The 24,143-nt window shown below is 34.8% G+C and carries 27 protein-coding genes; 2 read left to right on the top strand and 25 right to left on the bottom strand.

Annotated features, from left to right (window positions below):
- Window positions 1-38: 38 nt before the first annotated feature.
- From lolB2 to FLP_RS22485, 7 genes are all read right to left on the bottom strand, one after another.
- Window positions 39-674, bottom strand: a complete 636-nt coding sequence (lolB2, locus tag FLP_RS22515) for a flexirubin biosynthesis protein LolB2 (RefSeq protein ID WP_065451735.1) — start codon at window positions 672-674, stop codon at window positions 39-41.
- Window positions 640-1,266: a flexirubin biosynthesis/transport protein LolA2 gene (gene lolA2 / locus FLP_RS22510; RefSeq protein ID WP_065451734.1), complete on the bottom strand. Its 627-nt coding sequence runs from the start codon at window positions 1,264-1,266 to the stop codon at window positions 640-642. The genes lolB2 and lolA2 overlap by 35 nt, the downstream gene beginning before the upstream one ends.
- Before the next feature lie 129 nt (window positions 1,267-1,395).
- The gene (locus FLP_RS22505) at window positions 1,396-2,082 is read right to left on the bottom strand and encodes a polysaccharide deacetylase family protein (RefSeq protein ID WP_243397579.1); all 687 of its coding nucleotides are present in this window, start codon (window positions 2,080-2,082) and stop codon (window positions 1,396-1,398) included.
- A gap of 95 nt (window positions 2,083-2,177) precedes the next feature.
- Window positions 2,178-3,239 (bottom strand): beta-ketoacyl synthase N-terminal-like domain-containing protein, encoded by a 1,062-nt coding sequence (locus FLP_RS22500; protein ID WP_065451732.1) that lies wholly within the window; start codon window positions 3,237-3,239, stop codon window positions 2,178-2,180.
- 1 nt (window position 3,240) lies between these two features.
- Window positions 3,241-4,437, bottom strand: a complete 1,197-nt coding sequence (locus FLP_RS22495) for a beta-ketoacyl-[acyl-carrier-protein] synthase family protein (RefSeq protein ID WP_065451731.1) — start codon at window positions 4,435-4,437, stop codon at window positions 3,241-3,243.
- Between the two features lie 135 nt (window positions 4,438-4,572).
- On the bottom strand, window positions 4,573-4,830 hold the full coding sequence (locus tag FLP_RS22490) for a phosphopantetheine-binding protein (protein ID WP_012023174.1): 258 nt from the start codon (window positions 4,828-4,830) through the stop codon (window positions 4,573-4,575).
- A 2-nt stretch (window positions 4,831-4,832) separates the two neighbouring features.
- Entirely contained in the window at window positions 4,833-5,447 is a 615-nt protein-coding gene (locus tag FLP_RS22485; RefSeq protein ID WP_065451730.1) for a beta-ketoacyl-[acyl-carrier-protein] synthase family protein, read from the bottom strand.
- A 69-nt stretch (window positions 5,448-5,516) separates the two neighbouring features.
- On the opposite strand from FLP_RS22485, the gene FLP_RS22480 reads away from it, so the two are divergent.
- Window positions 5,517-5,657, top strand: a complete 141-nt coding sequence (locus FLP_RS22480) for a hypothetical protein (protein WP_165606704.1) — start codon at window positions 5,517-5,519, stop codon at window positions 5,655-5,657.
- On the opposite strand, the gene FLP_RS22475 is transcribed toward FLP_RS22480, so the two are convergent.
- The 18 genes from FLP_RS22475 to flxA all read right to left on the bottom strand — a co-directional run bounded on the left by FLP_RS22475 (window position 5,628) and on the right by flxA (window position 22,774).
- A complete protein-coding gene (locus tag FLP_RS22475; RefSeq protein ID WP_065451728.1) occupies window positions 5,628-6,209 on the bottom strand; it encodes a Fic family protein in 582 nt (193 codons plus the stop codon). The two genes, FLP_RS22480 and FLP_RS22475, sit on opposite strands and share 30 nt — an antisense overlap.
- 1 nt (window position 6,210) lies before the next feature.
- Window positions 6,211-7,350: a beta-ketoacyl synthase N-terminal-like domain-containing protein gene (locus tag FLP_RS22470; RefSeq protein WP_065452012.1), complete on the bottom strand. Its 1,140-nt coding sequence runs from the start codon at window positions 7,348-7,350 to the stop codon at window positions 6,211-6,213.
- 105 nt (window positions 7,351-7,455) lie between these two features.
- Complete coding sequence (locus tag FLP_RS22465; RefSeq protein WP_065451727.1) at window positions 7,456-7,905, bottom strand: acyl-CoA thioesterase; 450 nt, start codon at window positions 7,903-7,905, stop codon at window positions 7,456-7,458.
- Window positions 7,880-9,169 carry an ABC transporter permease gene (locus tag FLP_RS22460; RefSeq protein WP_065451726.1) on the bottom strand — a complete coding sequence of 430 codons (1,290 nt, stop codon included), beginning with the start codon at window positions 9,167-9,169 and terminating at the stop codon, window positions 7,880-7,882. The genes FLP_RS22465 and FLP_RS22460 overlap by 26 nt, the downstream gene beginning before the upstream one ends.
- Window positions 9,159-9,911 carry an ABC transporter ATP-binding protein gene (locus FLP_RS22455; RefSeq protein ID WP_065451725.1) on the bottom strand — a complete coding sequence of 251 codons (753 nt, stop codon included), beginning with the start codon at window positions 9,909-9,911 and terminating at the stop codon, window positions 9,159-9,161. The genes FLP_RS22460 and FLP_RS22455 overlap by 11 nt, the downstream gene beginning before the upstream one ends.
- Before the next feature lie 6 nt (window positions 9,912-9,917).
- Window positions 9,918-10,916 (bottom strand): BtrH-related acyltransferase DarH, encoded by a 999-nt coding sequence (darH, locus tag FLP_RS22450; RefSeq protein WP_065451724.1) that lies wholly within the window; start codon window positions 10,914-10,916, stop codon window positions 9,918-9,920.
- Window positions 10,916-11,320 (bottom strand): flexirubin biosynthesis protein DarG, encoded by a 405-nt coding sequence (gene DarG / locus FLP_RS22445; RefSeq protein WP_065451723.1) that lies wholly within the window; start codon window positions 11,318-11,320, stop codon window positions 10,916-10,918. The genes darH and DarG overlap by 1 nt, the downstream gene beginning before the upstream one ends.
- A gap of 324 nt (window positions 11,321-11,644) precedes the next feature.
- Window positions 11,645-12,103: a hotdog family protein gene (locus FLP_RS22435; protein ID WP_065452011.1), complete on the bottom strand. Its 459-nt coding sequence runs from the start codon at window positions 12,101-12,103 to the stop codon at window positions 11,645-11,647.
- A gap of 8 nt (window positions 12,104-12,111) precedes the next feature.
- Window positions 12,112-12,543, bottom strand: coding sequence for a hotdog family protein (locus FLP_RS22430; protein ID WP_065451721.1), 432 nt, complete (start codon window positions 12,541-12,543; stop codon window positions 12,112-12,114).
- Window positions 12,543-13,676: a dialkylresorcinol biosynthesis protein DarB gene (darB, locus tag FLP_RS22425; protein ID WP_065451720.1), complete on the bottom strand. Its 1,134-nt coding sequence runs from the start codon at window positions 13,674-13,676 to the stop codon at window positions 12,543-12,545. Before darB ends, FLP_RS22430 begins: the two co-directional genes overlap by 1 nt.
- 16 nt (window positions 13,677-13,692) lie before the next feature.
- Window positions 13,693-14,595 (bottom strand): NADPH-dependent FMN reductase family protein, encoded by a 903-nt coding sequence (locus FLP_RS22420; protein ID WP_065451719.1) that lies wholly within the window; start codon window positions 14,593-14,595, stop codon window positions 13,693-13,695.
- Between the two features lie 44 nt (window positions 14,596-14,639).
- Window positions 14,640-16,319: a phytoene desaturase family protein gene (locus FLP_RS22415; protein WP_244894302.1), complete on the bottom strand. Its 1,680-nt coding sequence runs from the start codon at window positions 16,317-16,319 to the stop codon at window positions 14,640-14,642.
- 283 nt (window positions 16,320-16,602) lie between these two features.
- A complete protein-coding gene (locus FLP_RS22410; RefSeq protein WP_065451717.1) occupies window positions 16,603-17,487 on the bottom strand; it encodes a lysophospholipid acyltransferase family protein in 885 nt (294 codons plus the stop codon).
- Window positions 17,487-17,741: an acyl carrier protein gene (locus tag FLP_RS22405; RefSeq protein ID WP_065451716.1), complete on the bottom strand. Its 255-nt coding sequence runs from the start codon at window positions 17,739-17,741 to the stop codon at window positions 17,487-17,489. The genes FLP_RS22410 and FLP_RS22405 overlap by 1 nt, the downstream gene beginning before the upstream one ends.
- Window positions 17,734-18,969 (bottom strand): beta-ketoacyl-[acyl-carrier-protein] synthase family protein, encoded by a 1,236-nt coding sequence (locus FLP_RS22400; RefSeq protein ID WP_065451715.1) that lies wholly within the window; start codon window positions 18,967-18,969, stop codon window positions 17,734-17,736. The genes FLP_RS22405 and FLP_RS22400 overlap by 8 nt, the downstream gene beginning before the upstream one ends.
- Before the next feature lie 189 nt (window positions 18,970-19,158).
- Complete coding sequence (flxB, locus tag FLP_RS22395) at window positions 19,159-19,890, bottom strand: flexirubin biosynthesis SDR family reductase FlxB (protein ID WP_065451714.1); 732 nt, start codon at window positions 19,888-19,890, stop codon at window positions 19,159-19,161.
- A gap of 78 nt (window positions 19,891-19,968) precedes the next feature.
- On the bottom strand, window positions 19,969-21,216 hold the full coding sequence (locus FLP_RS22390) for a WG repeat-containing protein (RefSeq protein WP_065451713.1): 1,248 nt from the start codon (window positions 21,214-21,216) through the stop codon (window positions 19,969-19,971).
- Between the two features lie 37 nt (window positions 21,217-21,253).
- Window positions 21,254-22,774, bottom strand: coding sequence for a flexirubin biosynthesis tyrosine ammonia-lyase FlxA (flxA, locus tag FLP_RS22385; protein ID WP_065451712.1), 1,521 nt, complete (start codon window positions 22,772-22,774; stop codon window positions 21,254-21,256).
- A gap of 101 nt (window positions 22,775-22,875) precedes the next feature.
- Between flxA and FLP_RS22380 the strand changes: the two genes are divergently transcribed.
- Entirely contained in the window at window positions 22,876-24,126 is a 1,251-nt protein-coding gene (locus FLP_RS22380; protein ID WP_065451711.1) for an NAD(P)/FAD-dependent oxidoreductase, read from the top strand.
- The last annotated feature ends 17 nt before the right edge of the window (window positions 24,127-24,143 follow it).

Here is a 24,143-nt window from a genome sequence, read left to right as displayed (position 1 = left end):
TTTGGTTTGATTTAAAGTTTATGAATAGTTTAAATTTTTTATTCTGATTTAAAATAATTCAGTTCAATTTTCAATTTAATATTCTGATGAATAATCTGAATCTTTTCGGCAAAAATATTGTTTTCTGAAGTAAATGTCAGCGTAAATTTTTCTTTTGTTTGGGATGAATGAACGACTTTCTCTAATCGATGATCTTTTTTTGAGATGAAAAGATAATTGTCGCGTTTTCCATCTTTCGATTTATAAATATTATCCGAGTCATTTTCAAATTGTTCCTGAATCAGATATTCTTTTTTGAGCAATAATCTAAAATCTTCTTTTAAAGTATTGATGAGTATTTTTCGATCTAATTCTGAAACAATTGAGTTAACTTTGAAAGTGTTATCAGAGATTTCAAAATCTAATAATTTGTTCCCAAATTCAGTTGTGAAAACGATGCGATGAACAGTGTCATTTATTTTTTTGGCAATAAAAATTCCGCTGATTTCATTTCCGTAAACCGTGATGTTTGTTTTGTAAACATAATCGGTTTTTGAATCTGAAAAATAGGGAACTTCATAAGACGTTTTGTCTAATTTTTTAGGCGTATAATTTTTGGTGACCGAGCCACACGAAACTAAAATAATTGCCAGAAAGCAATTAATTAGTAAAAACTGAATCGTCGATTTTTGCATTGATCACTTTATTTTTAAGTACAATTCGGGTATAATCTTCAGATGATTCTAATAATTTTACCTGAACAACGGTGGCTTCTTCTTTATCAAAAGTCAGTTCGATTTGCTTAATGTATTTTTTCAGCGTAGCATCTTTCGGAACAAATTTTGCCAGATTCTGACCTTTTACTTTAAAGTACGAAATCGTAAATTCTTTGTCGTCAAACATATTTCCGCTTACGCTGCCCACGATTAATTTATTGATGCGGCCAAAGATTTTGCTGTTGCCAATATCAACCGCGCTTTTCTTGCCTTCGTCATTAATGAGGATTTTTCCGTTTTTAAAAACAATACTATAATTGTACGGTTTTTTATATTGCCATTGCAAAAGACTGGGTTCTTTAAAAATCATTTTGCCAGAAGTTTCAATGTCTTTCGATAAAAAATCCAAATGTTTGTATTGCACGAAATCAGTACTTAAGGTTTTGATTTTTTTCGAAACTACATTTACATCTTCTTTAAAAGAAGCAATTTCTGCAGCAGTCATTTTTTGTTCCTGAGCAAACAAATTGCTCGAAATAAATAGAATAAGTAGAGCTATTTTAGTTTTCATATTTTGTAAAAATTGTGCTTAAAATTTTTTGCCACTCCCGATAGCTATCGGGATAAATGAGTAACACTGATTATCATTAAATTGAATAAAATCCGTTTTCATCAGCGTTTTCGCTTTAGCGAATCTGCTTTATTCGCGTTCCATATTATAAGCTTTAAGATTCAAAAGTTCTTCGGTCGAAATCACTTTATAATTGTTTTGCTGTAAAAATTGCAAAAACCGTTCCAGTACCAAAACAGAGTGTGATGCCGTGTCGTGCAAAAGTACAATTCCGCCGGGAGAAACCCGTTTTATAATGCGATTGAAAATCAATTCCTTATTTTTTGTTCCGCCATCAAGCGATCGAATGTTCCAGCCAATCACTTTATGTCCGGTTTGTTGCAAAGCTCTTCTAATCGAAGGCGTTGTAACTCCGTAAGGCGGACGAAAAAAGTTTGTTTTTTTGGAAGTATATTTTTCTAAAAGAAGATCAGTTTTCTCAATTTCTTCCCGAATCTTTCCAGCATTATAAAAATCAAAAAATTTAGAATGAGAGTACGAATGATTTCCCACCAAATGTCCGTCAGCAATAATTTGTTGGAGAATTTCAGGATGTGCTTCGATATTTTTCCCAATGCAAAAGAAAGTCGCTTTTACATTGTATTTTTTCAGTAGTTCTAAAACTTCTAAAGTAAAAATACCAGGTCCGTCATCAAACGTAATCGCAATTTTTTTCTCTGTTTCTAACGGATTATTGCAGAACGCTTTTACATGATAATTAGATGCAATTCGGGCAGAACCAATAGCGTTTATTCCCAGCCAAATTAAAATAACCACAACAAACCACCATATGTTTATTGCCGTATAAAAATTCAGAAGAAATAATAAAAGCAATAAAAAGAGAAAAAATAGTGATATGTTTTTGTGCGTTATCATTTTGTGATTAACGTAAAACTGTGGTTTTTTCCATTTAATTGGTTGTACAATAAAATGGTATTGTAAACTGATTTTTCTACCGAATTTACTTTTATGATTTCAGGAATTTCCTGAGTTTTAATAATTTTTGCTGCCATCCAAAAAGCAAAAGCTGAAGCCGTGTCGTATTCTCCGCACAAATGTTTATAATACAAAACAGGCGTTTCTGCGAAAGCATTTTCAGTAAGATTTCTATAATAATTTTCGAAATCTACATTTCCGTCAAAACCTAAAACTAAAGCGTCAATGTCTGAAATCTCTAAATTATTCGATTTCAGGAAAGATTTAATTTCGGCTTCAATTTCGTTTTCTTCCAGCGTATTTACAATTGCAATATCCAGAACTTCAGCATAAGTCGTTTCTTTTCGTTCATTTTCTAAAACAAAAAAACTTGCACCTTCGCCATAAACTGCTCCGCTGGTATCAGAATCTAAAAGATTATAAGGTTGTTGATTGTCTGGTTTTATACGTCCTGACAATTTAAAAAGTGCGGTTGTGTATTCGCCATTTTCATCCACTCCGCCCACTAAAACAGATTGTGCTTCCTCTTCTTCAATTTGCATTTTAGCATCTAAAAGAGCCGACTCAAAAGAAACAGCGCCATTTACATACGTAAAATTATAGCCTTTACATTGCTGCAACAAAGCGATTTGCGCCCCAACAGTATTATGAGTCGATTGAATAAATGAAGTTGGTGTTAAAAATTCTTCGTTATTATCCAGAATGCTTTTCAGGAATTTCTCAGAATCTTCGATGCATCCTAAACCGGTTCCGGTAATGATAGCATCAACTTTTTCGACATTTGCATCCTTCATCGCTAAGGCCGAAGCAACGATTCCGTTTTTCACACCTTTTGCCATTCGTCTGCTGGCGGCAGGCGAAATGTAGTCTTTGTAAACCGGCGGAACGATTGCCAGTACATTTTCGTCATGATTGACAATAGCTTCTTCTAAAAAAACAGTATCAAATGTTTTTTGAGTCGAAATACAGCCTACTCCATTTATATATGTTTTTTTCATTTTAGCTTTTTGAAAATATAAGAGTGGAACAATTTCCTCCAAACCCAAAAGAGTTGGATAAAACGTGTTCGATAGTTTTATTTTTTAAAGTAGTCTGTGGCGTTAAATCAAATTCTTCCATCTGATTTTCGAAATTCAAATTTGGATACACCACATTATTCTGAATTGCCAAAACACTGTAAACCGCTTCAATCGCAGCGGCTGCTGCCAAAGTATGTCCGGTAAAAGGTTTTGTTGAACTGAAATCCGGCACTTTCTCGTCCTGATAAATTCTCTTTATAGCTCTTCCTTCAGACAGATCGTTGTTGGGAGTTGCTGTTCCGTGTACGTTGATATAATCAATTTCAGAAGGTTTTAAACCCGAAACTTCAAAGGCTTTTTTCATCGCTAGATAAGCGCCATCACCATTTTCTGAAGAAGCAGTTTGGTGAAAAGCATCATTTGCATTTCCGTAACCCGAAACTCTTGCCAAAACTTTCTTGTTTTGTTTCTCTACAATTTCATCTGACTCTAAAACCAAATAAGCAGCGGCTTCACCAAGGTTTAACCCTTTTCGTTCGTTGTCGAAAGGTTTGTTGAAATCGTCTGATAAAATCATCAAAGTTTTGAATCCGTTAATCGTAAATTTAGCCAAACCATCGGCTCCGCCTACAATTACGCGATCTAATTTTCCGGTTTTTATCAATCTTGCGCCCAGCATAATTGCGTTGGCAGCAGACGAACAAGCGGTACTAATAGTGGTAACGATGCCTTTTAAACCTAGTTCTTCGGCAATTTTCTCCGCAACATCGCCGCCATCGTGACAAGCAATATATTTAACCAGTTCAGGGTGTTTGAAATAATCGTAATAATGTCTTTCAGTCATGTCCATTCCGCCCACACTTGTAGCCGAAATAAGCCCGGTTCTGAATTCGTTTATCGAAGTAATTCCGGCATTTTCAACAGCTTGTTTGGCCGCCAAAGTACCGATCATTGCCGTTCTCGAAAAGTTATTATCGCTGTCTAATCCCAATTCAGCAATCAACTCTTCATTGGTTTTTTTGATTTCGCCCACTTTAATAACATCCGCATGAACTGTCGAAATATTAGTGATCCGAGAAATGCCAATTTTATTTTCGATCAGTGAAATATAATTTTCCCCGACTGAATTTCCAATCGAAGAGATAATTCCCATTCCGGTTATTGCAACACCTTTCATTTTTAGACTTGCTTAGATTATTAGATTTTTAGACTTGCTTAGATTATTAGATATTAGACTTCTTAGATTTTGTAATTTCTAGATTTAGACATTTTTGTCTAAGTTGTCTAAAAATCTAAGCAAGTCTAAGCAGTCTTATTTTGTTCTGTTCGCGCTAATATACGCTGCCATAGTTTCGATCGACTGAAAAATGGTTTTTCCTTCTTTTGGGTCTACTAATTTAATTCCGTAATCTTTATCTAAAATCACGATCAATTCAAGCGCATCAATCGAGTCCAAACCCAAACCGTCTCCAAACAAAGGATCGTTATCAGCAATATCTTCGATTGTGATATCTTCAAGATTAAGAGTCGTAATGATTTTATTTTTTAATTCTTCTTTTAATGCTTCCATGATTATTTATTATATAATGTATTGATATTTTCGTTTTTATATTTTTCGTTTTCTTCTTTACTAATGGTGCAAAGAAAGGCTTTGTAATTGTCATTAAAAAATTCTACCCAGCCACAAAGAACCATATCGGCTTTATTTGTGTTTAACAGAATCTCTGAATAGTTAAACAGAAATTCAGTATTGAAAGCATCAAATATAAAGAAAGAATTCTCACTTTTAAGCTGATGACGAATACTTATTTCACCCAGACAAATATTTGGCAGCGTATAAACAAAAACCGCAGGACTCGGAAAGTAATTTTCTTTATCCGAAATAGATTCCTGATACTTGACATCTGTATCTAAACTCGATGATTTATTGGCCAAAACCAAAGCGATATTGTTTTCTTGTTCAGTACAATTTATAGGACTCAAAAGCAATTCAGATCCTAAAAAAGCCAATTTGCTCAAAGCATCCATTTTGAAAAACTTTGGATATTGAATGTCAAAATTGCGATACGCTTGTTTAGAAAAATCACCAAAATCGGTTGGTTCTATTTTGAATATAGAGGTTCCGTTCAAAACAATTTCGTTGTTTTGGATGGTGATGTAGGATTGTATGTTAGTTTTTTGAGTCATTATTTTTTGTAACTTTGTCAAGTTATGAAATTCTACGAAAAATATCCACAGTTAAAACAGAAAAGCTTTTTGTCAAAAGTACTTACGGATACTGTATTTTCTACAATGTCTTTAGAAGACCAACAGGTTTCGAAGAGTAAAGTTGTTAAAATTGTCGATGCCATTTTAAAAGAGAAAGAATTAAAAGGAAACCAGTTCTTCACTAATTAATTGGGTTATTAATTTATAATCTCCATTGTCAGCAGCCTTCATCGCATTGATATAAAATTTCCTGCTTTCTCCTTCTCTATAGTATAATTCTAAAGGTTGATATCCAAATTTTAAAGCAATAAGATTCATTAAAATCCTTCCCGTTCTACCATTACCATTATTAAAAGGATGAATTTTTATAAATTCATAATGAGCATAAACTAAGCAATCAATGTGATCATCAATACTTTTAGAAATTGAAATCTTAAAATTTAGATTATTCAAAAATTGGTACATTGCTTGTAGAATCATTACAGGTTTTGGAGGGATTAGTTGTCCAACAGAAACTTCTGTGATTCTCCATTTTCCAGCCCAATCGTAAAGTTGTTCAAATGCAATTTTATGAATTTCCAATACAAGCGATGTTGAAATCTCAACATCAGTTTCTAATTCAAAAGTATAAAGCTCGGCTTTTGCAATTCCGGACGCTTCAAACTCATTGATTTGATTTTTATCTGTTAAGCCAAGTAAATCATCGTCTGGGAACGGTGTCCAATTAGTTTGATTTTCCATTTCATTTCATCTTTTCAAAAACCACAGCCGTATTACAACCTCCAAATCCAGAAGCCGTTTTCAAAAAATACTCAATATTAGCCTCTTCATTTTTCTCAATAACATTTATAGATTCACTAACCCCCATTTCATCAAAACCTTTCGATTCAAAAAGCATATTTTGATTTACTGATTCTATCCCAATTACGGTTTCTAATAATCCCGAAGCGCCTAAGGTGTGACCGTAAAAACCTTTTAAACTATTTATAGGAACGTTTTGTAAACCCAAACGATTCAATGCAATGGCTTCCATTTCGTCGTTGAATGGAGTTGCTGTTCCGTGTGCTGAAATATAATCGATTTTGTCCGCTTCAATTTGAGCTTCTTTCAAAGCATTCTGAATACTTCTAAACAAACCTTCACCCGTTCTTGATGGACCCGAAATATGGTTCGCATCATTTATCGAACTATCCCCAATCACTTTTATTTTTGCGGTTGCCGGATTCGCCGAAATTAAAACAGCAGCCGTTGCTTCTCCTAAACTTACGCCGGTTCTGTTTTTAGAATACGGTTTACAAGGCAATTCACTCATCGCCTGAAAAGAATTAAAACCGGACAAAACAAATTCTGAAACTTCATCTCCGGCTACAACAAATACATTATCGTACAACTCAGACTGAATCATTCTTTTAGCAACTGAAACTGCTAAAATTCCAGAAACACAAGCGTTTGAAACGACAATTGGTTGTGTTTGGAAGTTGAAGAAATCCGCAACATTTTTTGCCAAAACATCTAAATGTGCACTATTGAAACTTTCCTCTGAATCATTTTTTAAAGCTGTAACATTTCCTTTTGTAGTCGAAAGTATAAAGGCAGTTTTTGAATTTAATTCAATTCCTGATTTTTTGATAATTGGCTCTAAAGCCAAAATCATCATTTTCTCTAAACGGGAATATTTATTTTCAGTGCTGATTTTTTCAAAAGCACTATTTATTTTTTCAGTACTAATAATCGAAGCGTAAAACGGAATTGGCATTAAAGCAATATCCTGATGCAATTGAATACCAGAATCGCCGCGAACAATTGCTTCAATGTTTGATGCAACATCAAAACCTAAAGGCGTAATACAATTCGTTTCGTTGATATATACTTCTCTTATCATTTTATCTTTTTTTCTGGCTGCTAAATGGGCCACAGATTGTACGGATTAAACGGATTAACGCGGATTTTTATTAATTTTTAATTCGTGAAAATTCGTGTTTGTCTTTTATTTTAATAACCCCACTTTTCGTTTCCATTCTTCGTAAAAAGGAGGATTGGTCAACATTAAATTTCCGTCGCCGTCTAAAAATACCTGAACGGTTTCTCCGGTGCAGGCCACTTCGCCTTTTGCATCTATAATTCTAAAACGATAGATCATTTTGGCAGCGGGAGTATCTACAACCGTTGTTTCTATGGTTACGACATCGCCGTAGCGTAAAGACAATTTATGCTCACATTTCGATTTTACGATTGGCGTTGTATAACCGGTATTACCAATATCCAAATAGGTAAGTCCGTGTTGGCGGCCAAACGCTTCTCGTCCATCTTCAAAATAGGTGATATAGTTTCCGTGCCAAACGATTCCAAGCGGATCAGTTTCGTTAAAACGAATTCTGATTTCGTGAGAAACGGTTAGTTCAGTGGCTTCGTTATACTGTTCTTTTCTTTTTGTCATAAAATAAGGCAATGGATGTTGTGATAATAAAGAACAAAAATAACAAACTTATTTTTGGGATGATTTCGAGGAAAGAAACGTTGCGTAATAAAACATCATAGAAAGCTTCTAATCCCCAGTTCATGGGTGACGATTTGGCGATATATTGCATGATCGTTGGCATGGCAAAAACAGGTACCCAAACACCACCAACGGCAGCGAGAATAAGTACACTTGTTGCGCCAAAAGGTGCTGATTGTTCTTGTGTGTTAGCTACAGTTCCTAATAAAATTCCGAAACCTATGGCAGCGAAACCAGAAAATAAAGCCACGACACTCATTAAAAATAAATGTCCTTCGATATTTAGGGAAGGCAAACCAATATGCGGGAATAAAAACACCGCCACAGCCACCATCATATAAAACTGAATCATACAAATGGCGGAATAGGTAATGGTTTTACCAATAATCACCACTAAATTAGAAACCGGATTGGTCAATAAACGAACGAATGTTCCTTGTGATTTTTCTTTTACTATATTAATAGACAACGGAATCACGATAAAAAATATCGCAAAAAGTGTCCAGGCCGGAACATTGTGTTGTACCGAGTTGGGACGGACTTCTTTGTTGTTTATTTTCGGGATTATTTCTTTGAAAGTAATGAAACTTTTTTGCTCAAATTCTGTAGTTCCTTCTCCTAATTGATTTTCGAAAGTGGTGTAAATAGATTTGCTTTCGATTTGAGAAATCATTTTGTCAATCGAACTCATTACGGCATTTTTGAAACTCATCTGAACCGCAGGATCAAAATACAATTTCACTTCTTTTTCCTTTATTACTTTGGGTTTTTCAGTCTGTGCAGTACTATCGGTTTCGGTTAAGCCCATTTTACTAATAATGTTCTGAACATTCTGATCGATTTTAGCTTGTAAATCAACGCTTAAATCTTTCGGAATTACAATTGCCAACTGAAATTTTCCTTTGTAAACAGCTTCTTTGGCAACTTCTTCGGTAATGGGTTTGTTGTCGATTTGTGTGACAACGCTAAATAAATTGCTTTTTACAAGATTGTCAAAAACAGTTTTCGATACAGAACCGTTGTCTTTATCGACCAATAAAATCGGAATTTTATTATCGCTAATGGTTTTAAAAGTACTGTCCTGAATTAAAGTTACCGTGATTACCAAAACCAATGGCATGATAAACAGAATAATCAATCCGCCTAAATCTCGTTTAAGCAGGAGAAATTCTTTTACAACCGACATCCAAATTTTATTGACCATCTCTAAAATCTTTACCGGTTAATGAAATAAAAACTTCTTCAAGATTGCGTGCTTCAGTTGTAGCATCAATTAAACTTGACGGCGTTCCCTGCGCATAAATTCTGCCTCGGTCCAGAATGGCGATATTGGTACAAAAATCTTCGGCTTCAGCCAAATGATGCGACGTATATATAATCGTAGTTCCGTTTTGGTTTAAAACTTTTAAGTAATCGATAATGGCATTTTTAGACTGAACATCAACACCAACGGTTGGTTCGTCCAGAAATAAAACTTTAGGTTTGTGCAGAATTCCGGCAATCAAATTGACTCTTCGTTTCATTCCGCCTGAAAAAGTTTCGATACGTTTGTCGGCGAATTTTAGTAAACCCAAAAGATCTAAAGTTTCAACAACTTTATCTTTTAAGTAAGTACCTTTCAATCCGTACATACTTCCAAAATAATGGAGATTTTCTCTCGCGGTCAAAGTGGGATATAAAGCATATTCTTGCGGAACAACGCCAATAATTTTTTTGATTTTTGAAGAATGATTCGTGTAATTCAGTCCATCAATCGTAAAATGTCCTGAGGTTGGTTTGATCAATCCGCAAAGCATGGAGATTAAAGTGGTTTTCCCGGCACCGTTCGGGCCCAATAAACCAAAAATCTGTCCTTCGTTGATATCCAGCGAAACGTTGTTCAAAGAATACTGGTCTGCATCTTTGTACTTTTTCGAAAGGGATTCTATTTTTATAATTGGTTGCAAAATATATTAGCTAATGGCTTTTTTTAGTTTTTTGAAAAAGATTTCTTCTCTGTTGGCGATGCTCAAAAGTTCATCGGCAATGGAATTGTAAGCATCTTCTTTGGCACTTCGGTTTTTGTAAATTCTGGAAGCTTCTACAGCAAAATCACGCCATGAATCTCCAATCAAGGTCATTTCTTTCGAAAGAATTTTCAATTCTTCGTTACCTAAAATAACTGAAGCTTCTTGTAAAAAAGCGGCATATATAAAACGAAAACCTCCGCCGCCGGTTCCTATTTCTTCCTGCATACGAACCATTTGTGCCAGATAATGATTGGCTTTTTTGGTGCCGTGTTTTACAGGCCATTTACGGATTTGTTTCGATACGAATTTTATTCCGCGTACACCAATAATAGGCATTGGTGCCAACATATCACGACAGGTATTTTTGATTCCTTTGATGATCGCACTTTTTAAATCAACCTCTTTCGGAATCTGAATCGGGTAATACATTTGTCCTCTTGGAGCAAAAGCACCTTTGGCAAAACGCACTTTGTCTAATTCGTCATGCGTTAAAGTCGTAACGGTTTCCATCACAGGATCGCTGACCAAATAATCGGTTTCGGTTTTTCCGTAAATGACCAAATTGTGTGCGTTGAAATGAAAGCGGTATTCATCAGGAAAATAACTCAAATGATACACGCCAACTTGTAATCCGGTTGGAATGTTATTTTTTAAATTTTCATCCAAAGCTTTATTTGCATTTGCGGGAGAAGAAAATTTTTGTCTTTTTATTTTTAAATTTAAACGATTGGCCAGTTTATTAAAAATTTGTCCCGGCAAAGTTCTATAGCTAATTGCAGGCGCGTGATTTACTTTTATAAAAGGCAAATACACGAAAAAAAGTCCAGAGCCAATACCAAAAACCATCGGTTCGCTGATGTTCAGTCCGTTGTTTTTTAACAAATTGGAAGCTACTCCGTTCTCACAATGAGCAGATTGATGATGTGTGAAATTGATTTGCATTAGTCTTTTTTAATGTTTTTTAATTCTGCTATTGAAATTTCAAAAGCATCGGCATATTTCTTTAAAATGGAATCGCTTAATTTGGCAAAAACGGTAGGTTTAAAATGCCTTTTTACACGCCATTTCCATATTCCAACATAACTGGATAAAATAGTAAGATCCATTTTATTGACTTCCATATAGTAAACAATAGGGCTTACTTCGCCAATTTCGACTTGCATTTTTGCTTCGGCGATTCGCTCGTTTATTTCATCAATAGAATTCGAAAGTGCGATAGTTTTGGGTTCCCAGCCGGTACTTAGAGTTGTAGTATAATCTCCGTTTTCATCGGTTGCGTACAAAAGTTCTTTAACGTTGTTTTTTGTTAAGTTGCTTTTATCTTGTGGTACTTTTTCTTTTTCCATTTCATTATTAATTTATTAGATATATAAAGCTAATGCGATACATAAACTAATTATTAAAAACCCCAGATTTGCGAAGCCTAAATTTTGTTTTTCTTTCACAAATAAATAAATCATTTCTATTACAAGTCCAAAATAAAAAAACAGGACTGCCATAAATTCCATAATAAAAAATCCTAAACCAGTATCAAAATGTTTGTGGTCATCTCCATGGCAATGTGAATGACGATCAAAGGTAAGATACCAAATTAAAAAAACAGATCCAACCATAAGAACTAAAATCCCAATCCGGATTAATAGGTGTAAAATGATCTTCTTAGTATTCATTTACACTGAAACTATCTTCTGAATGAACAAATTAATTTCGCATTCTAAAAGTAATTTATGCCCCCATATACTTGCGCAGCGCATGGTACATAATGTATAATCGTCGCCTTCGAATTTTGAAACCAAAGTTGCTTTGGTAATAATCGTATCACCCACTTTTGGCAGCAAATGTATTTTAAGGTTTTTTATCGCGCTGATAAAACCCAATACATTTACGTTTTCATTTTCGGTACCGTCTTCGTCAAAAAAATACTTTTTGCCTACAATAGACGAACAGGTCTGTGCGGTGTTTTCGATTAAGCCCGCTTCGATAAAAACGTTATTATCGATAAAAACATTATCCTCTTTTATCAGAAAGGTGGTTTCTACGAAGTTGGCATCTATATCCAAAATTAAATCCACCATAAGCATTGGTGCTCGGTGCGGTAAGTAATTTTGTATATCAACTCCGGTTTTCATTGCTGCTATCATTTCGCTAAAACAGTTTTCATTTGTCCGTTAGCAATTTCTTCATTATTCAAATATGTTACCACATCTACCAAAGTAATTCCTGCAAATTCCTGCAAAATAGTTATCGTAGATTGAATCGTATCATTAATTTTTGGCAACTTTTTAATCTCAATTTCCTTAATAGAACCAATATATCCTGTTGGCGCTGTTTCGTTTTTCAAGAAAAATTGATAACCTGTATGCAAAGCCACAGATTGCGCCATATGTTCGATTAAACCTGCTTCAAGAAAAGTATCATTATCAAAAAATATGTTGTCGTTTTTAATTTCTAAACCGGCAATTAAGGAGGTTTCGGTATACGAGTACATTTTATCGACCATCACAAAAGGAAACTTTTGCGGCAGTAAATTTTCGACAGCTTCTTTTTCTAAAAGTAATATCGTCTCCATTAGCAAACGGTTAAATAAGCATAAGCAAACGAGAATCTTCCGCTTTCAGGAACAGAAAGAAGAATGCGATCTCCCTTTTTTAAATTTCCTGAATTCATTAATTCTTCCAAAGCAAGATAAATAGAGGCAGAACCTACATTACCCACTCTTGAAAGATTCATGAACCATTTTTCATCCGCCATTCCGATTCCTTTTTCCGTTAATCCTTTCTTTAAACCTTCGACAAAAAAGTTAGAAGAAACGTGAGGAATAAAATAATCGACCTGGTCTGCACCAATATTATTTTTAGACATGGCATCGCTCATACTTTCCGCTCCTTTAGCAAGTATAAATTCATCCAATAATTTTACATCTTGTTTAATGGCAAAAACCGATTCGTTTAACCATTGTTCCGGAGGATAATCGCTCCATGATTTAATTTCGCCATTTTCTAATTTATCTCCGCCGGCATACATGCAGGTTTCTAATTCGTAGGCATACGAAAAAGCTTCCATCCATTCGATTTTTAGAGAAATTGGACCTCTTGGTTTATTTTCTAATAAAAAAGCTCCTGCTCCGTCAGACAGCATCCAACGTAGAAAATCTTTTTTGAAAGCGATAATAGGTTGCTCTTCAAGGCTTTTTAGGTTTGCTGCTTCATGATTGTACATTTGAGCATTTAACCATGATGACACTTTTTCTGATCCTGTGCAAATGGCATTTTTTGAATTTCCCGATCTTATCGACAGAAAACCAAATTTTAATGAATTCATTCCGGCGCAACAAACACCAGTTGAAGAATTTAATTCTACCGATTTATTTTTTAATAATCCGTGGACCATTGCAGCATGCGAAGGCAGGAAAACATCAGGTGTTGAGGTTCCGCATGAAAGTACTTCAAGATCCTGAGCTGTAAAGTTTTCATCAAATAATTGTACAACGGCATTTCGGGTTAATTCGGCATTGTTATGCGTGCTTTTCCCTGTTTTATCTATGGCGTAATAACGACTTGTAATTTTATTATTGCGCAAAATAATGCGTCTTGCTTTAGAAGCGGCATCATTGATGAGTCCTAAATATTCTTCCATTTCATCATTAGAAACAGCTTCATTTGGCAAATACTTTGCGGCCTTTGTAATATATACTTCAAACATAATCTAATTTCGTCTTCTAAACTCCTTGATAATATCGAGTTTCTTTTTTTATAGTTTTTAACTTAAAAGGGTAGGTAATAAGGTGCAATATATAGACTATTGGTGAGATTAACCATATTGCGAGGAATAAATAAACATTAAATACTTTAAGAAGCTGTTTTCTGTTTTTTTGATGTTTATAAATCAAATTCGACCATTTATCGAAAATTTTATTCGCGGTTTTGTCTACAGTTACCAGATACGGACTGATTTTTACGGCACCAATTGCGAGCAATTTTGGCTGTAATTCTTCAAAATTATTTTGGTTTAATGCCGAAACAATAACTTCTCCAAATTTATCTGACTCCTGAATATCTTTATCTGAAACTCCAGGTAAAGGAAAGATCCCAAGATATTTTTTCTTCACTCCGGAGAACATCCATTCTACAATCGTAATTACACTTATTAAATTTCCAACGCGATCTACCAATGCTACATTTCCTACCAATTGCGCATTGGCTTCTTTAAGCAATGTTTTTACTTTTTCCTGCGCCATAATCCACATATTTCGTGAACCGCTTATGGTAACAACAGGTGTATTGTTGAGTATCTTTTTGGCATCATCACTTTTCAAAAATGAATTGATAGGAATCGATGGCGATAAATACCAAACCTGATAATGAAACAATACCAAATCGAATTTTGTATTTAAAATATCTTCTGCAACGGGTTTTAATTCAGTTGGAATTTGAAGGAAAGATTCCGGGAAAGCATCAAAAAAAGAATCTTTATCCCAAGGAAAGGGGAAAGGTTTTTCTAATTGTATTTCGTGAAACTTTACATTTATTTCTTCTGAATTAAGAAAAGGTTTTGCAATATTTCGTGCAATTTCTCCTAATTGTCCAGATTGTGAATAATAAATAACAAGAACATTTTTCATTTGGGTTAATGGCTTAGGTGGTTGCGCAAAAATAAGTATTTTTTTTAAACGAATTTCCGCATTTTATCGGATCGCTTTGTATGAACCCAATCTGGCCATGTAGTAGAATCTTCGGCATCATAGATTCTTATTTTTTGATTTTCGTCTTCAATTAATAAATCATCAGAAGTACAGCCCAAAATTGCAGCCGCTGCGGCAAGACCGGAATAAGTCGCTCCCGCAACGCCGTGAGACAGTGTACAAGCACCACAAAGAAACAGGTTTTCTATTTCGGTTTTGTTTTTATATGAGAAAGGACCAACCTGATTTAATGTTTTTTCGGTTCCGTACACATTTCCTTTTGTCGAATTGATGTAAAATTCATTGGTTTTTGGAGTTCCTAATTCGGCCTGAATAATATGTTGCTTCGCATTTGGGATTATTTTTTCGAGATTGTTCATCAGTTTATTGACGATTTTTTCTTTGAAAATTTTGTATTCTTCGTTGTGATAATCCTCTAAACCATTAAAATCTTTTAAGTGATCATAATTAACGTAGGTTACAATTTCAAAATTATGATAACGTCCATTAAAACTTGCCGGATCTTTAAGCGTTGTACAACTTATAAAGACCGAAGGAAATGAATCTCCGGAATCAATATTGGTGCCCATTAAATCTTCAAAATTAGCATCGTCGTTTTCATCTTTCATCATCCAGAAATTTCCCGAATCGATATTATATAAAGTAACATCAATGTCAAGCGTCAAGAATAAAATCAAAGAAGTAACGGAATATTTTGTCTTCTCTAATTTCTTAAGAAGAGATTTGCTTAAATGTTCTTTATCAATTAAATTGAGATAAGTAATAGATGGATCCGCATTCGAAACAATATTTTTGGCTCGTATTTCTTCACCATTTTCAAGCTGAATGCCTATTGCTTTTTTATTTTCGATAATGATTTTGTGAACATTTTGTTTTACGCGGATTTCTCCGTTATGTCTTTTTACACCGTTTGTCATGGCTTTTACGATGCCTCCGCCTCCGCCCATGGGATAAAATCCACCATCAAAATAATGACTCATTACAGAACAATGTACAGGAAAACAAGCCCGACTTGGCGGAAGCCCGTGATCGCCACACTGAATGTTAAGGACGGCCTTTAATTTGGGATCTTTTACATGCCAGCCAATTACTTTTTTTAAAGGAAAGAGCGCAAATTTGCCAAAATGTTTGGTGCGAAACGGAACGGTAATATTTTGCCAGAAACCTTTGAGTGTTGGAATCAGTTGCAATTCGTAACTCACTTTTTGTACTAATGAAAGATATTCGTTGATATTTTTTTCTTCGTGTGGAAAATGATTGGAAAGTGTTTTCTTGAGATTTTCGGCTCCTGCGGGCAAATCGAAAGTTTCATCACCAATCAAACAATGTTCGTAAGCGTTTTTGTTCATTCTAAAGAAAACCATGTCATTGGCAATTCCTAAACCGCGATACAATTCATTGGTAGATTGTCCTTCTTCAAGCTGACCTACATAATGCACGCCCGGACTAAAACGCTGTCCTTTTAAGGTAAAACTATGACTCCAGCCACCGGGAACATAGTGTTGCTCGAGTACCAAAACTTTTTGTCCGGCTCTTGCAAGACATATCGCCGTAGATAATCCTCCGACTCCTGAACCAATAATTATTGTGTCAAATTCCTGCATATTTTGCTTTAAGAATTGTAAGGTATAAAAGAACGACATTTAATTAAATGATTTTTACTTTTTGCCACGAATTCACGAATTATTTTTTCACGCAGATTTAAAAAGATTTCAGCTGATAAGCGCAGATTAATTTAATAAAATCTGAAATTGGCTTCGATTTTAACCGCAAAGTTCGCAAAGTTTTTATGCACATCAGATTTTATAAAAACACAAAGTTCGCAAAGCTAAATCAATACAAAGCTTTGCGAACTTTGTGTTTTCTAAACATAACATGATATAAAAAACTTTGCGGACTTTGCGGTTAAATCTGCCTTATAATTGTTTATTTTGATTTCAATTGATTCCAAAAATCAAAGTAGTTGAACCATTGCAAAGGATATTTTGCCAGCATAGATTCCAGGCTTTCAATATACGCTTTCAATAATCCTTTTTCGTCACGATGTTTTACTACAGTTTCACGTGCATACAAGTGATAATGCAGGTTTTGCTCTTTCATGACATACACAAATACTACAGGGGCTTTTAATCTTGAAGCAATTAAAAACGGACCTGCGGGAAAGTTGGCTTCCTGACCAAGTATTTTTTCAGAAAGTGATTTGGTACCTTCAAAATAACGATCGCCGGTAAAACAAACCAGTTCGTTTTTCGAAAGTGCTGCATTGATCTCAAAAATATGAGACAAATCTTCTCTGATAATAATAAACTTAACGGTAGGTTTTTGAGTAACACTTTCCAGATAATTCTTAATAGCAGAATGTTCGAGATCTGTCGTAACCAGATTAATTTGAAAATCGATGTCGATATCGCCTAAAAAATGTTCGGCAATTTCAAAATTTCCAATATGTGCACTGATTAATACGCCTCCTTTTTTTTCTGCCAAAAGATTTTTCAGCGTTTCAATTCCGTCAAATTCATAGGTGAATTTATTTCGCATTCCTGCCGAAATGGAAATTTTATCAATAATGGTCTGTCCAAAAGTGTAATAACTTTTGAAAACCATTTTTTTAGATTTTAACCAGGAATACCCAAGTCTTTCTTTAAAATAATAAGAAATGGCTTTGTTACTTTTCTTTAGAAATAAAAAATAGTAAGAAGCGACAAAATAAAGTAAAACATAAGCAGCTTTAATACCCGCTTTTTTTATAAGAAAAACGAATATTTTATATCCTAAAACAGTTCCTTTTGATTTGCCATCCCATTTGCTCATTAAGCAGTTTTGGCTTTTAATTTGTTTTCGATAAGATCATAAAAACTTTGGAAAGAATCAATTCCAACGAAATCAACTTCAACCAGTTTTACACCAAAGTTGGCTTCGATCGAAACGACTAAATCAACATAGTCCAAACTATCTAACCCAAGTGTATCTTTTAAATTAGCATCTGGTTCAATATCATCATTATCTACTTCAAACTCCTCAACTAAAAAACCATTTATTTTTGCTATAATCTCTTCTTTATTCATCGTTTAATTTAAACTTTTTAACCACCAACGCAGAGTTGGTTCCTCCGAACCCGAAGGAATTGGACAAAAATATGTCAAATTTTTTGTTTAAAGTAGTTTTGACCAAATTTAATTTGGCAGCATCTTCATCAGGATTGTCTAAATTGATGTTTGGAGCAATGAAATCGTGCTGCATCATTAAGATCGAATAAATTACTTCGCTCGCGCCGGCCATCCAACATTCATGTCCTGTCATTGATTTTGTCGAACTTACATACGGGTTTTTCTCGCCAAAAACTTCAAAGATGGCTTTGGCTTCATTACCGTCTCCAACAGGTGTTGAGGTTGCATGGGCATTTATATAATCAATATCAGTTGCTTTCAATTGGGCGTCGTCAAGCGCTCGTTGCATGGCTATAGATGGACCTTCGACATTGGGAGTCGAGATGTGTCCTCCGTTTGATGAAAATCCGTAACCGACAACTTCGGCAATAATGTTAGCGCCACGAGCTATTGCAGATTCGTAACTTTCGAGAATTAAAGTTGCACCACCGCCACTAGGAATTAATCCGTCGCGATCGGCATCAAAAGGGCGGGAAGCTTTTTCAGGTTCATTTTCTCTGTTCGAAAAAACACCTAATCCATCAAAACTGCTCATCGCAAATTTGTTGATTTCCTGAGCTCCTCCGGTAATAATAATATCCTGAAATCCACTTTTTATTAAAAAATAAGCCAAACCTATAGAATGTGATCCACTTGCGCAGGCTGCACTTATGGTAAGATTGATGCCGCGCAGTTTGAAAATTGTAGATAAATTCATCGTTACCGTAGAATTCATCGATTTAAAAATGGCTCCGGAACCTATCAATGCGGTATCTTTTTTCTCACGGACAATATCTGTAGCTTCGATAATAGCTTTTGAAACACTATCATTTCCGTACATAATACCTACTTCGCGATTGTCAAAAAAATCATCATCAATATTAGCATTTCTCAATGCTTCGATTGTAGCCATATAAGCATACTCGGTTTCTTCACCAATGCTCATACGTTGTCTTCGGGTCAATAAATTTTTCAGATCAGCTTTTGGAACCACTCCCGTAAGGGCTGATTGAAAACCAAATTCTTTTCTTTCAGGATCAAACTGAATACCCGATTTTCCGTTGTATAAAGATTCTTTTACTTCCTCTAAAGAAGTTCCGATACAAGAATAAATTCCCATTCCAGTAATTACAACTCTCTTATTCATCGTCTTTTAAAGTAATATTTTTAAAGTGTAATTTTTTGAATCTCGCAATCCCTATAGCTATCGGGAGCAGAGTCGCAAAGTTCTTCTTTTTGTTTTTGTTTTTTTGAATAAAACTTTGCGACTCTTCGCTTTTGCGAGCAATTTTCGAAGTTTAAAAAAACTTAAAATAATCTCGCAAACATAGAACTATTAAGAATATATCCCTCCGTTTATATTGATAATTTCTCCTGTAATGTAGCTTGCTTTTTTTGAAATCAAAAAGCTTACCAAATCTGCTACTTCTTCGGCTTCGCCAAAACGATTTACCGGAATTAGCTTTAATAATTCTTTTTCGTCTAACTGGCTTGTCATATCGGTTCTTATAAAACCTGGAGCTACAGCATTTACGGTAATATTTCTTTTGGCAACTTCTTGAGCCAGAGCTTTTGTAGCCGCAACAATTGCACCTTTTGCAGCCGAATAATTGGTTTGTCCGGCCGTTCCTTTTACGCCCGAAACCGAAACCATATTTACGATTCGGCCATATTTGTTGCGCAACATTTTTTGAATAAAAAATTGCGTTACATTAAAAAATCCGTTCAAACTTGTATTTACAACTCCGTTCCAGTCTTCGGGAGTCATCCACATAAAAAGACCATCTTTGGTAATTCCGGCATTGTTTACAATTGCTTCTACAATCGCTTCAGGATTTAATTCCTGCCATTGCGTTAATGTTTTTTGCACTTCTTCATAATTAGAAACATCAAAACCTAAGATTTCTCCGGTTGCTCCTAATCTTTGTATTTCCTGAAGTGTTTCTTCGGCAGCAGTTTTGTTCGAATGATAATTTATCAGAATATGATAACTAGATTCAACGGCTAATTTTTTACAAATAGCACTTCCAATTCCTCGTGAACCACCAGTTACTAATACACATTTCATATGCAGAATTTATTTTTATTGGTCAAAATAGGGTATCGCTTTTTTACACGCGATACCCTATTCTTGTTTTATTAGCTATTATTTTTTCTTTTTGGCTACAGGTTTCGCTGTCGGTTTTGTAGCAGGTTTCGTTTCTGCCTTTGCTGTCGGTTTTATTTCTGTCTTAGGTTTTTCAGCAGGAGCGTCACTTACGCTGTTTCTTTCTTTTGATTTCGAAAAAAGTTCAGCGTTTTCAAACCATTGGTTGCTTAATACAGTTCCGTCTGGTCTAAGAAATCCCCATTTGCCTTCATTTTTTACTCTTGCAATTCCATCAATAAAACCTTTGTCCTGTTGTACAAACAAAGCAATAACGAAGCCGTTTGCTGTAATGCCGTATTGAGTTGGAATTACCAATTTTCCTGATTCATTGATAAATCCCCAATTTTTTTCTTTTACAGGAGCCAGTCCGTTTGAGCTAAAAACTTCTGCATCACTGTATGTTGGCGGAATAACGAATTCAGCTTTAGGATTGATGTATCCCCATTTAGAACCGATACAAACCGGAGCTAAATTTTTAGAGAACGCTTTTGCTTTGTCGTAAATAGGCAAAATAGTCCAGTTTCCTTTCATGTCAATAAAACCAATTTTACCGCCTTTTCTGGCATACGTTAAATCCTGAATTTCAAAATCCCAGATTTTATCCGCACCATCAACTACAATAAAGTTTCCGGAACTTACTAGTCCAAAAGTTTTGTCCTTTCTTGCCCAGGTTGTGTTTTTGAAATAATTCCCTATTTCATCATAAACAGGTTCTACTACTTCTTTCCCGGAAGTATTAATAATTCCCCATTTTTTATTGTTCTCTACTCTTGCATAACCATTTTCGAAAGATTTGATCTGATCGTATTTTGGTTCCAGAACAACGGCCATTTTTGAATTGATTAATCCCACTTTTTTTCCTTGTCTTATAAAAGCAACACCGTCATTAAAATCAAATAATTTTTCAGTAGGCGGAGGTGTCTGAACTTCTCCTTTTGTATTGATATAAACCCAATCCTTATCTTTTTGTACTACTGCAATGCCGCTATTAAATTCTTTTGTGTCTTTAAAAGTAGCCGGAATTACCCATGTTCCTTTAGTATCAATGAATCCCCATTTTCCGTTATCTTCAACAGCGGCTAAACCTTCAGAAAAACTTTTTGCTAATTTGTATTGAGGTTCAATTTTAAAATTTCCATCTTTAGAAATGTATCCAATTTTACCGTTCTTTTTAACTAAAGCCAATTCCTGACTATTAACAAATTGAATAAATAATACGAATAAAAAAATAAGTGGTTTTTTCATGATTTTTAAGGTTCAATTAATAATGTAAGATAAAGTTTTAACTGTTGATCAGGTAATCTTTTACTTTTTGAACAAAAGGATACATCACCTGATCTTCTTTAAATGTAGGAATTATATTTCGAATATCGTCGTACCATTTTTTGGTTACCGATGAAATTTGATCTTTTTGAACTAAATAATCAATTGCCTGAACAATTGTAATGAGTTCGATCGCTAAAACTTCGAACGAATTTTCGATTACTTTTGAGGTAATAACCGCCGCATTCGTCCCCATACTTACAATATCCTGATTGTCGTTGTTGTTCGGGATACTGTGCACATACATTGGGTTAGACAACATTTGGCTTTCGGCAGTTGTTGAGGTTGCAGTAAACTGAACGCCCTGCATCCCGAAATTAAATCCTAATGTTCCTAAGTTGACAAATGGAGGAAGAATTTCGTTGATTTTTGAATTTAATAAATAATTCAACTGACGTTCTGCCAACATTGTTAATTTGGTAATTACAATTTTCAGTTTATCCATTTCAAGCGAAATATAATCGCCGTGAAAATTTCCTCCGTGATAAACGTGTTTGTTTTTTACATCTATAATAGGATTGTCGTTTGCCGAGTTAAATTCGTCCTCTAAAATAGAGGCGACATTATTTATTGTTTCTAAAACCGGTCCAAGAATTTGAGGAACACATCTTAATGAATAATATTCCTGAACTTTTTCCTTGAAAATTTCCTCGGTATTTTCTCCTGAATATAAATGGTCTTCTCTTTTACGGATCAAAGTACTGTCAGAAAGATTTTGTCTCATTCTCGCCGCCACTTCCTGTTGTCCTTTATGACGTTTGGTTTGGTTTAATTCTTCAGAGAAATGATCGTCATACGCCTGAACCAATTCGTTGATCGCACAAGAAGCTTTTAATGACCAGTCTAATAATTTATTGGCGTGGTGTACATTTACAACTCCAATTCCGGTCATTACAGATGTACCGTTTATTAACGCCAGACCTTCTCTAATTTCTACCTGAATGGGTTTTAAACCTTCAATTTCGAAAACTTCAGGAGTTGGTCTTCTGTCACCTTTATAAAAAACTTCGCCTTCACCAATTAAAACCAAAGCCAAGTGTGATAATTGTACTAAATCTCCGCTCGCGCCAACGCCACCATGCTCAAAAATAAGAGGCGTAATGTCTCTGTTGATTAATTCTGCCATTAAGTGAATTACTGACGGATGAACTCCGGAGTTACCTAATGATAAAGTATTTAAACGCGCTAAAATTGCTGCTTTTGCACAAACCGGGCTCAAAGGTTTTCCTGTTCCTGAAGAGTGGCTTCTGATTAAATTGTATTGCAGCTGAATTTGGTCAGACTCTTTAATACGGTATTGGGCCATTGGTCCAAAACCAGTGTTTACGCCATATATTACTTTGTTTCCTGAAAATTCTTTCAGGAAATTGAAGCTTTCGTTTACTCGGTTTAAAACAGCATCGCTTATCGAAACTTTGTTATTTCCAAAAATAATGGATTCGAATTCTGCTAAACTTAAATATTCATTAATTGTGTTCATTAAACTGGTTTTGATTGTGCTAATTTAATTTTATTTATCAAAATAAATGTAGTTATTTTGATGATGGCAAATGTAGGCTAATAATTGATAATATTTTTAATATGATAAAGGAGTTTGTAGATGTTTTAGTGATTGGTGCGGGACCTTCTGGATGTGTGTCAGCATCTTATCTTCATAAAAACAATGTTAAGATAAAAGTTGTTGAAAAAACAAAGTTTCCAAGACTGGTCGTTGGCGAAAGCCTTATACCGCGAGTAATGGATCATTTTGCAGAGGCTGAGCTTTTTGAAAGTCTCGATGCAATGAATTTTGAGAAAAAATTAGGTGCCCGTTTTATAAGAGGAGAAGAAATTTGCGTTTTTGATTTCAGTAAAAAATTTGGTGAAGGCTGGGACTGGACCTGGCAAGTGCCAAGAGCTGATTTCGACAATACAATGGCGCAGGAAGTGATTAGAAAAGGGATTGATCTTGAATTTGAAACAGAAGTATTGGAAGTTTCTTTTGAAGGAAAAAAATCTAAAACCATCGTAAAAGATAAGGACGGAAATCTAAAAGAGATTCATGCCAATTTCATCATCGATTCCAGCGGATACGGACGCGTTTTACCAAGACTTTTAGATCTTGATACACCATCTCAATTAGATCCTCACTCTTCGATATTTACGCACGTAAAAGATATTAACAGAACCGAAGGCGAAGAGGGAACTCAGATTTCATTTGATATTCTGGAAACCGAAGTTTGGTTGTGGGTAATTCCTTTCTCAAACGGCAATACAAGTTTAGGAGTTGTTGGTCCAACGGATTTCATTAATTCACTATCTGAAAATAAAAACAATGCCGAGGCTTTGCGCAATGCAATTCAAAAATCAGATTATTATATCAAAAGATTTAAAGGAACGGAGTTTTTATTCGAACCAGTTAAATTAGAAAATTATTCAAGAGCCGTAAAAAGAATGTACGGAGATGGTTTTGCGTTAACAGGAAATAGTTCTGAATTCTTAGATCCTGTTTTTTCATCAGGAGTTGCGTTTGCGACAGAATCCGGAATGCTGGCAGCAAAATTATATCTTAAAGAATCACAGGGAATCGAAGTAGACTGGGAAGTTGAATTTACAGAATATATGAAAAAAGGGATTGCTGTTTTTACCACTTACGTGAAAGAATGGTACACCGGCAACCTTCAGACTTTATTTTTTCATCAGCCTGAAAATCCGGATGTAAAAGAAAAAATCTGTGCTGTTTTGGCAGGGTATGTCTGGAATGAAGAAAATCCGTTTGTGAAGAAACATGATCACGTTATAGCAAATATGGCGTATTTACTCAATATGCAAAAAGAACAAAGCCCTGAATAATCAGGGCTTTTTTTTAT

Origin of the sequence: Flavobacterium piscis, from assembly GCF_001686925.1 — a bacterium.
Lineage (GTDB): Bacteria > Bacteroidota > Bacteroidia > Flavobacteriales > Flavobacteriaceae > Flavobacterium > Flavobacterium piscis.
Note: the sequence above shows the minus strand (reverse complement) of the source record. Positions and strands in the feature narration are given on the sequence as shown.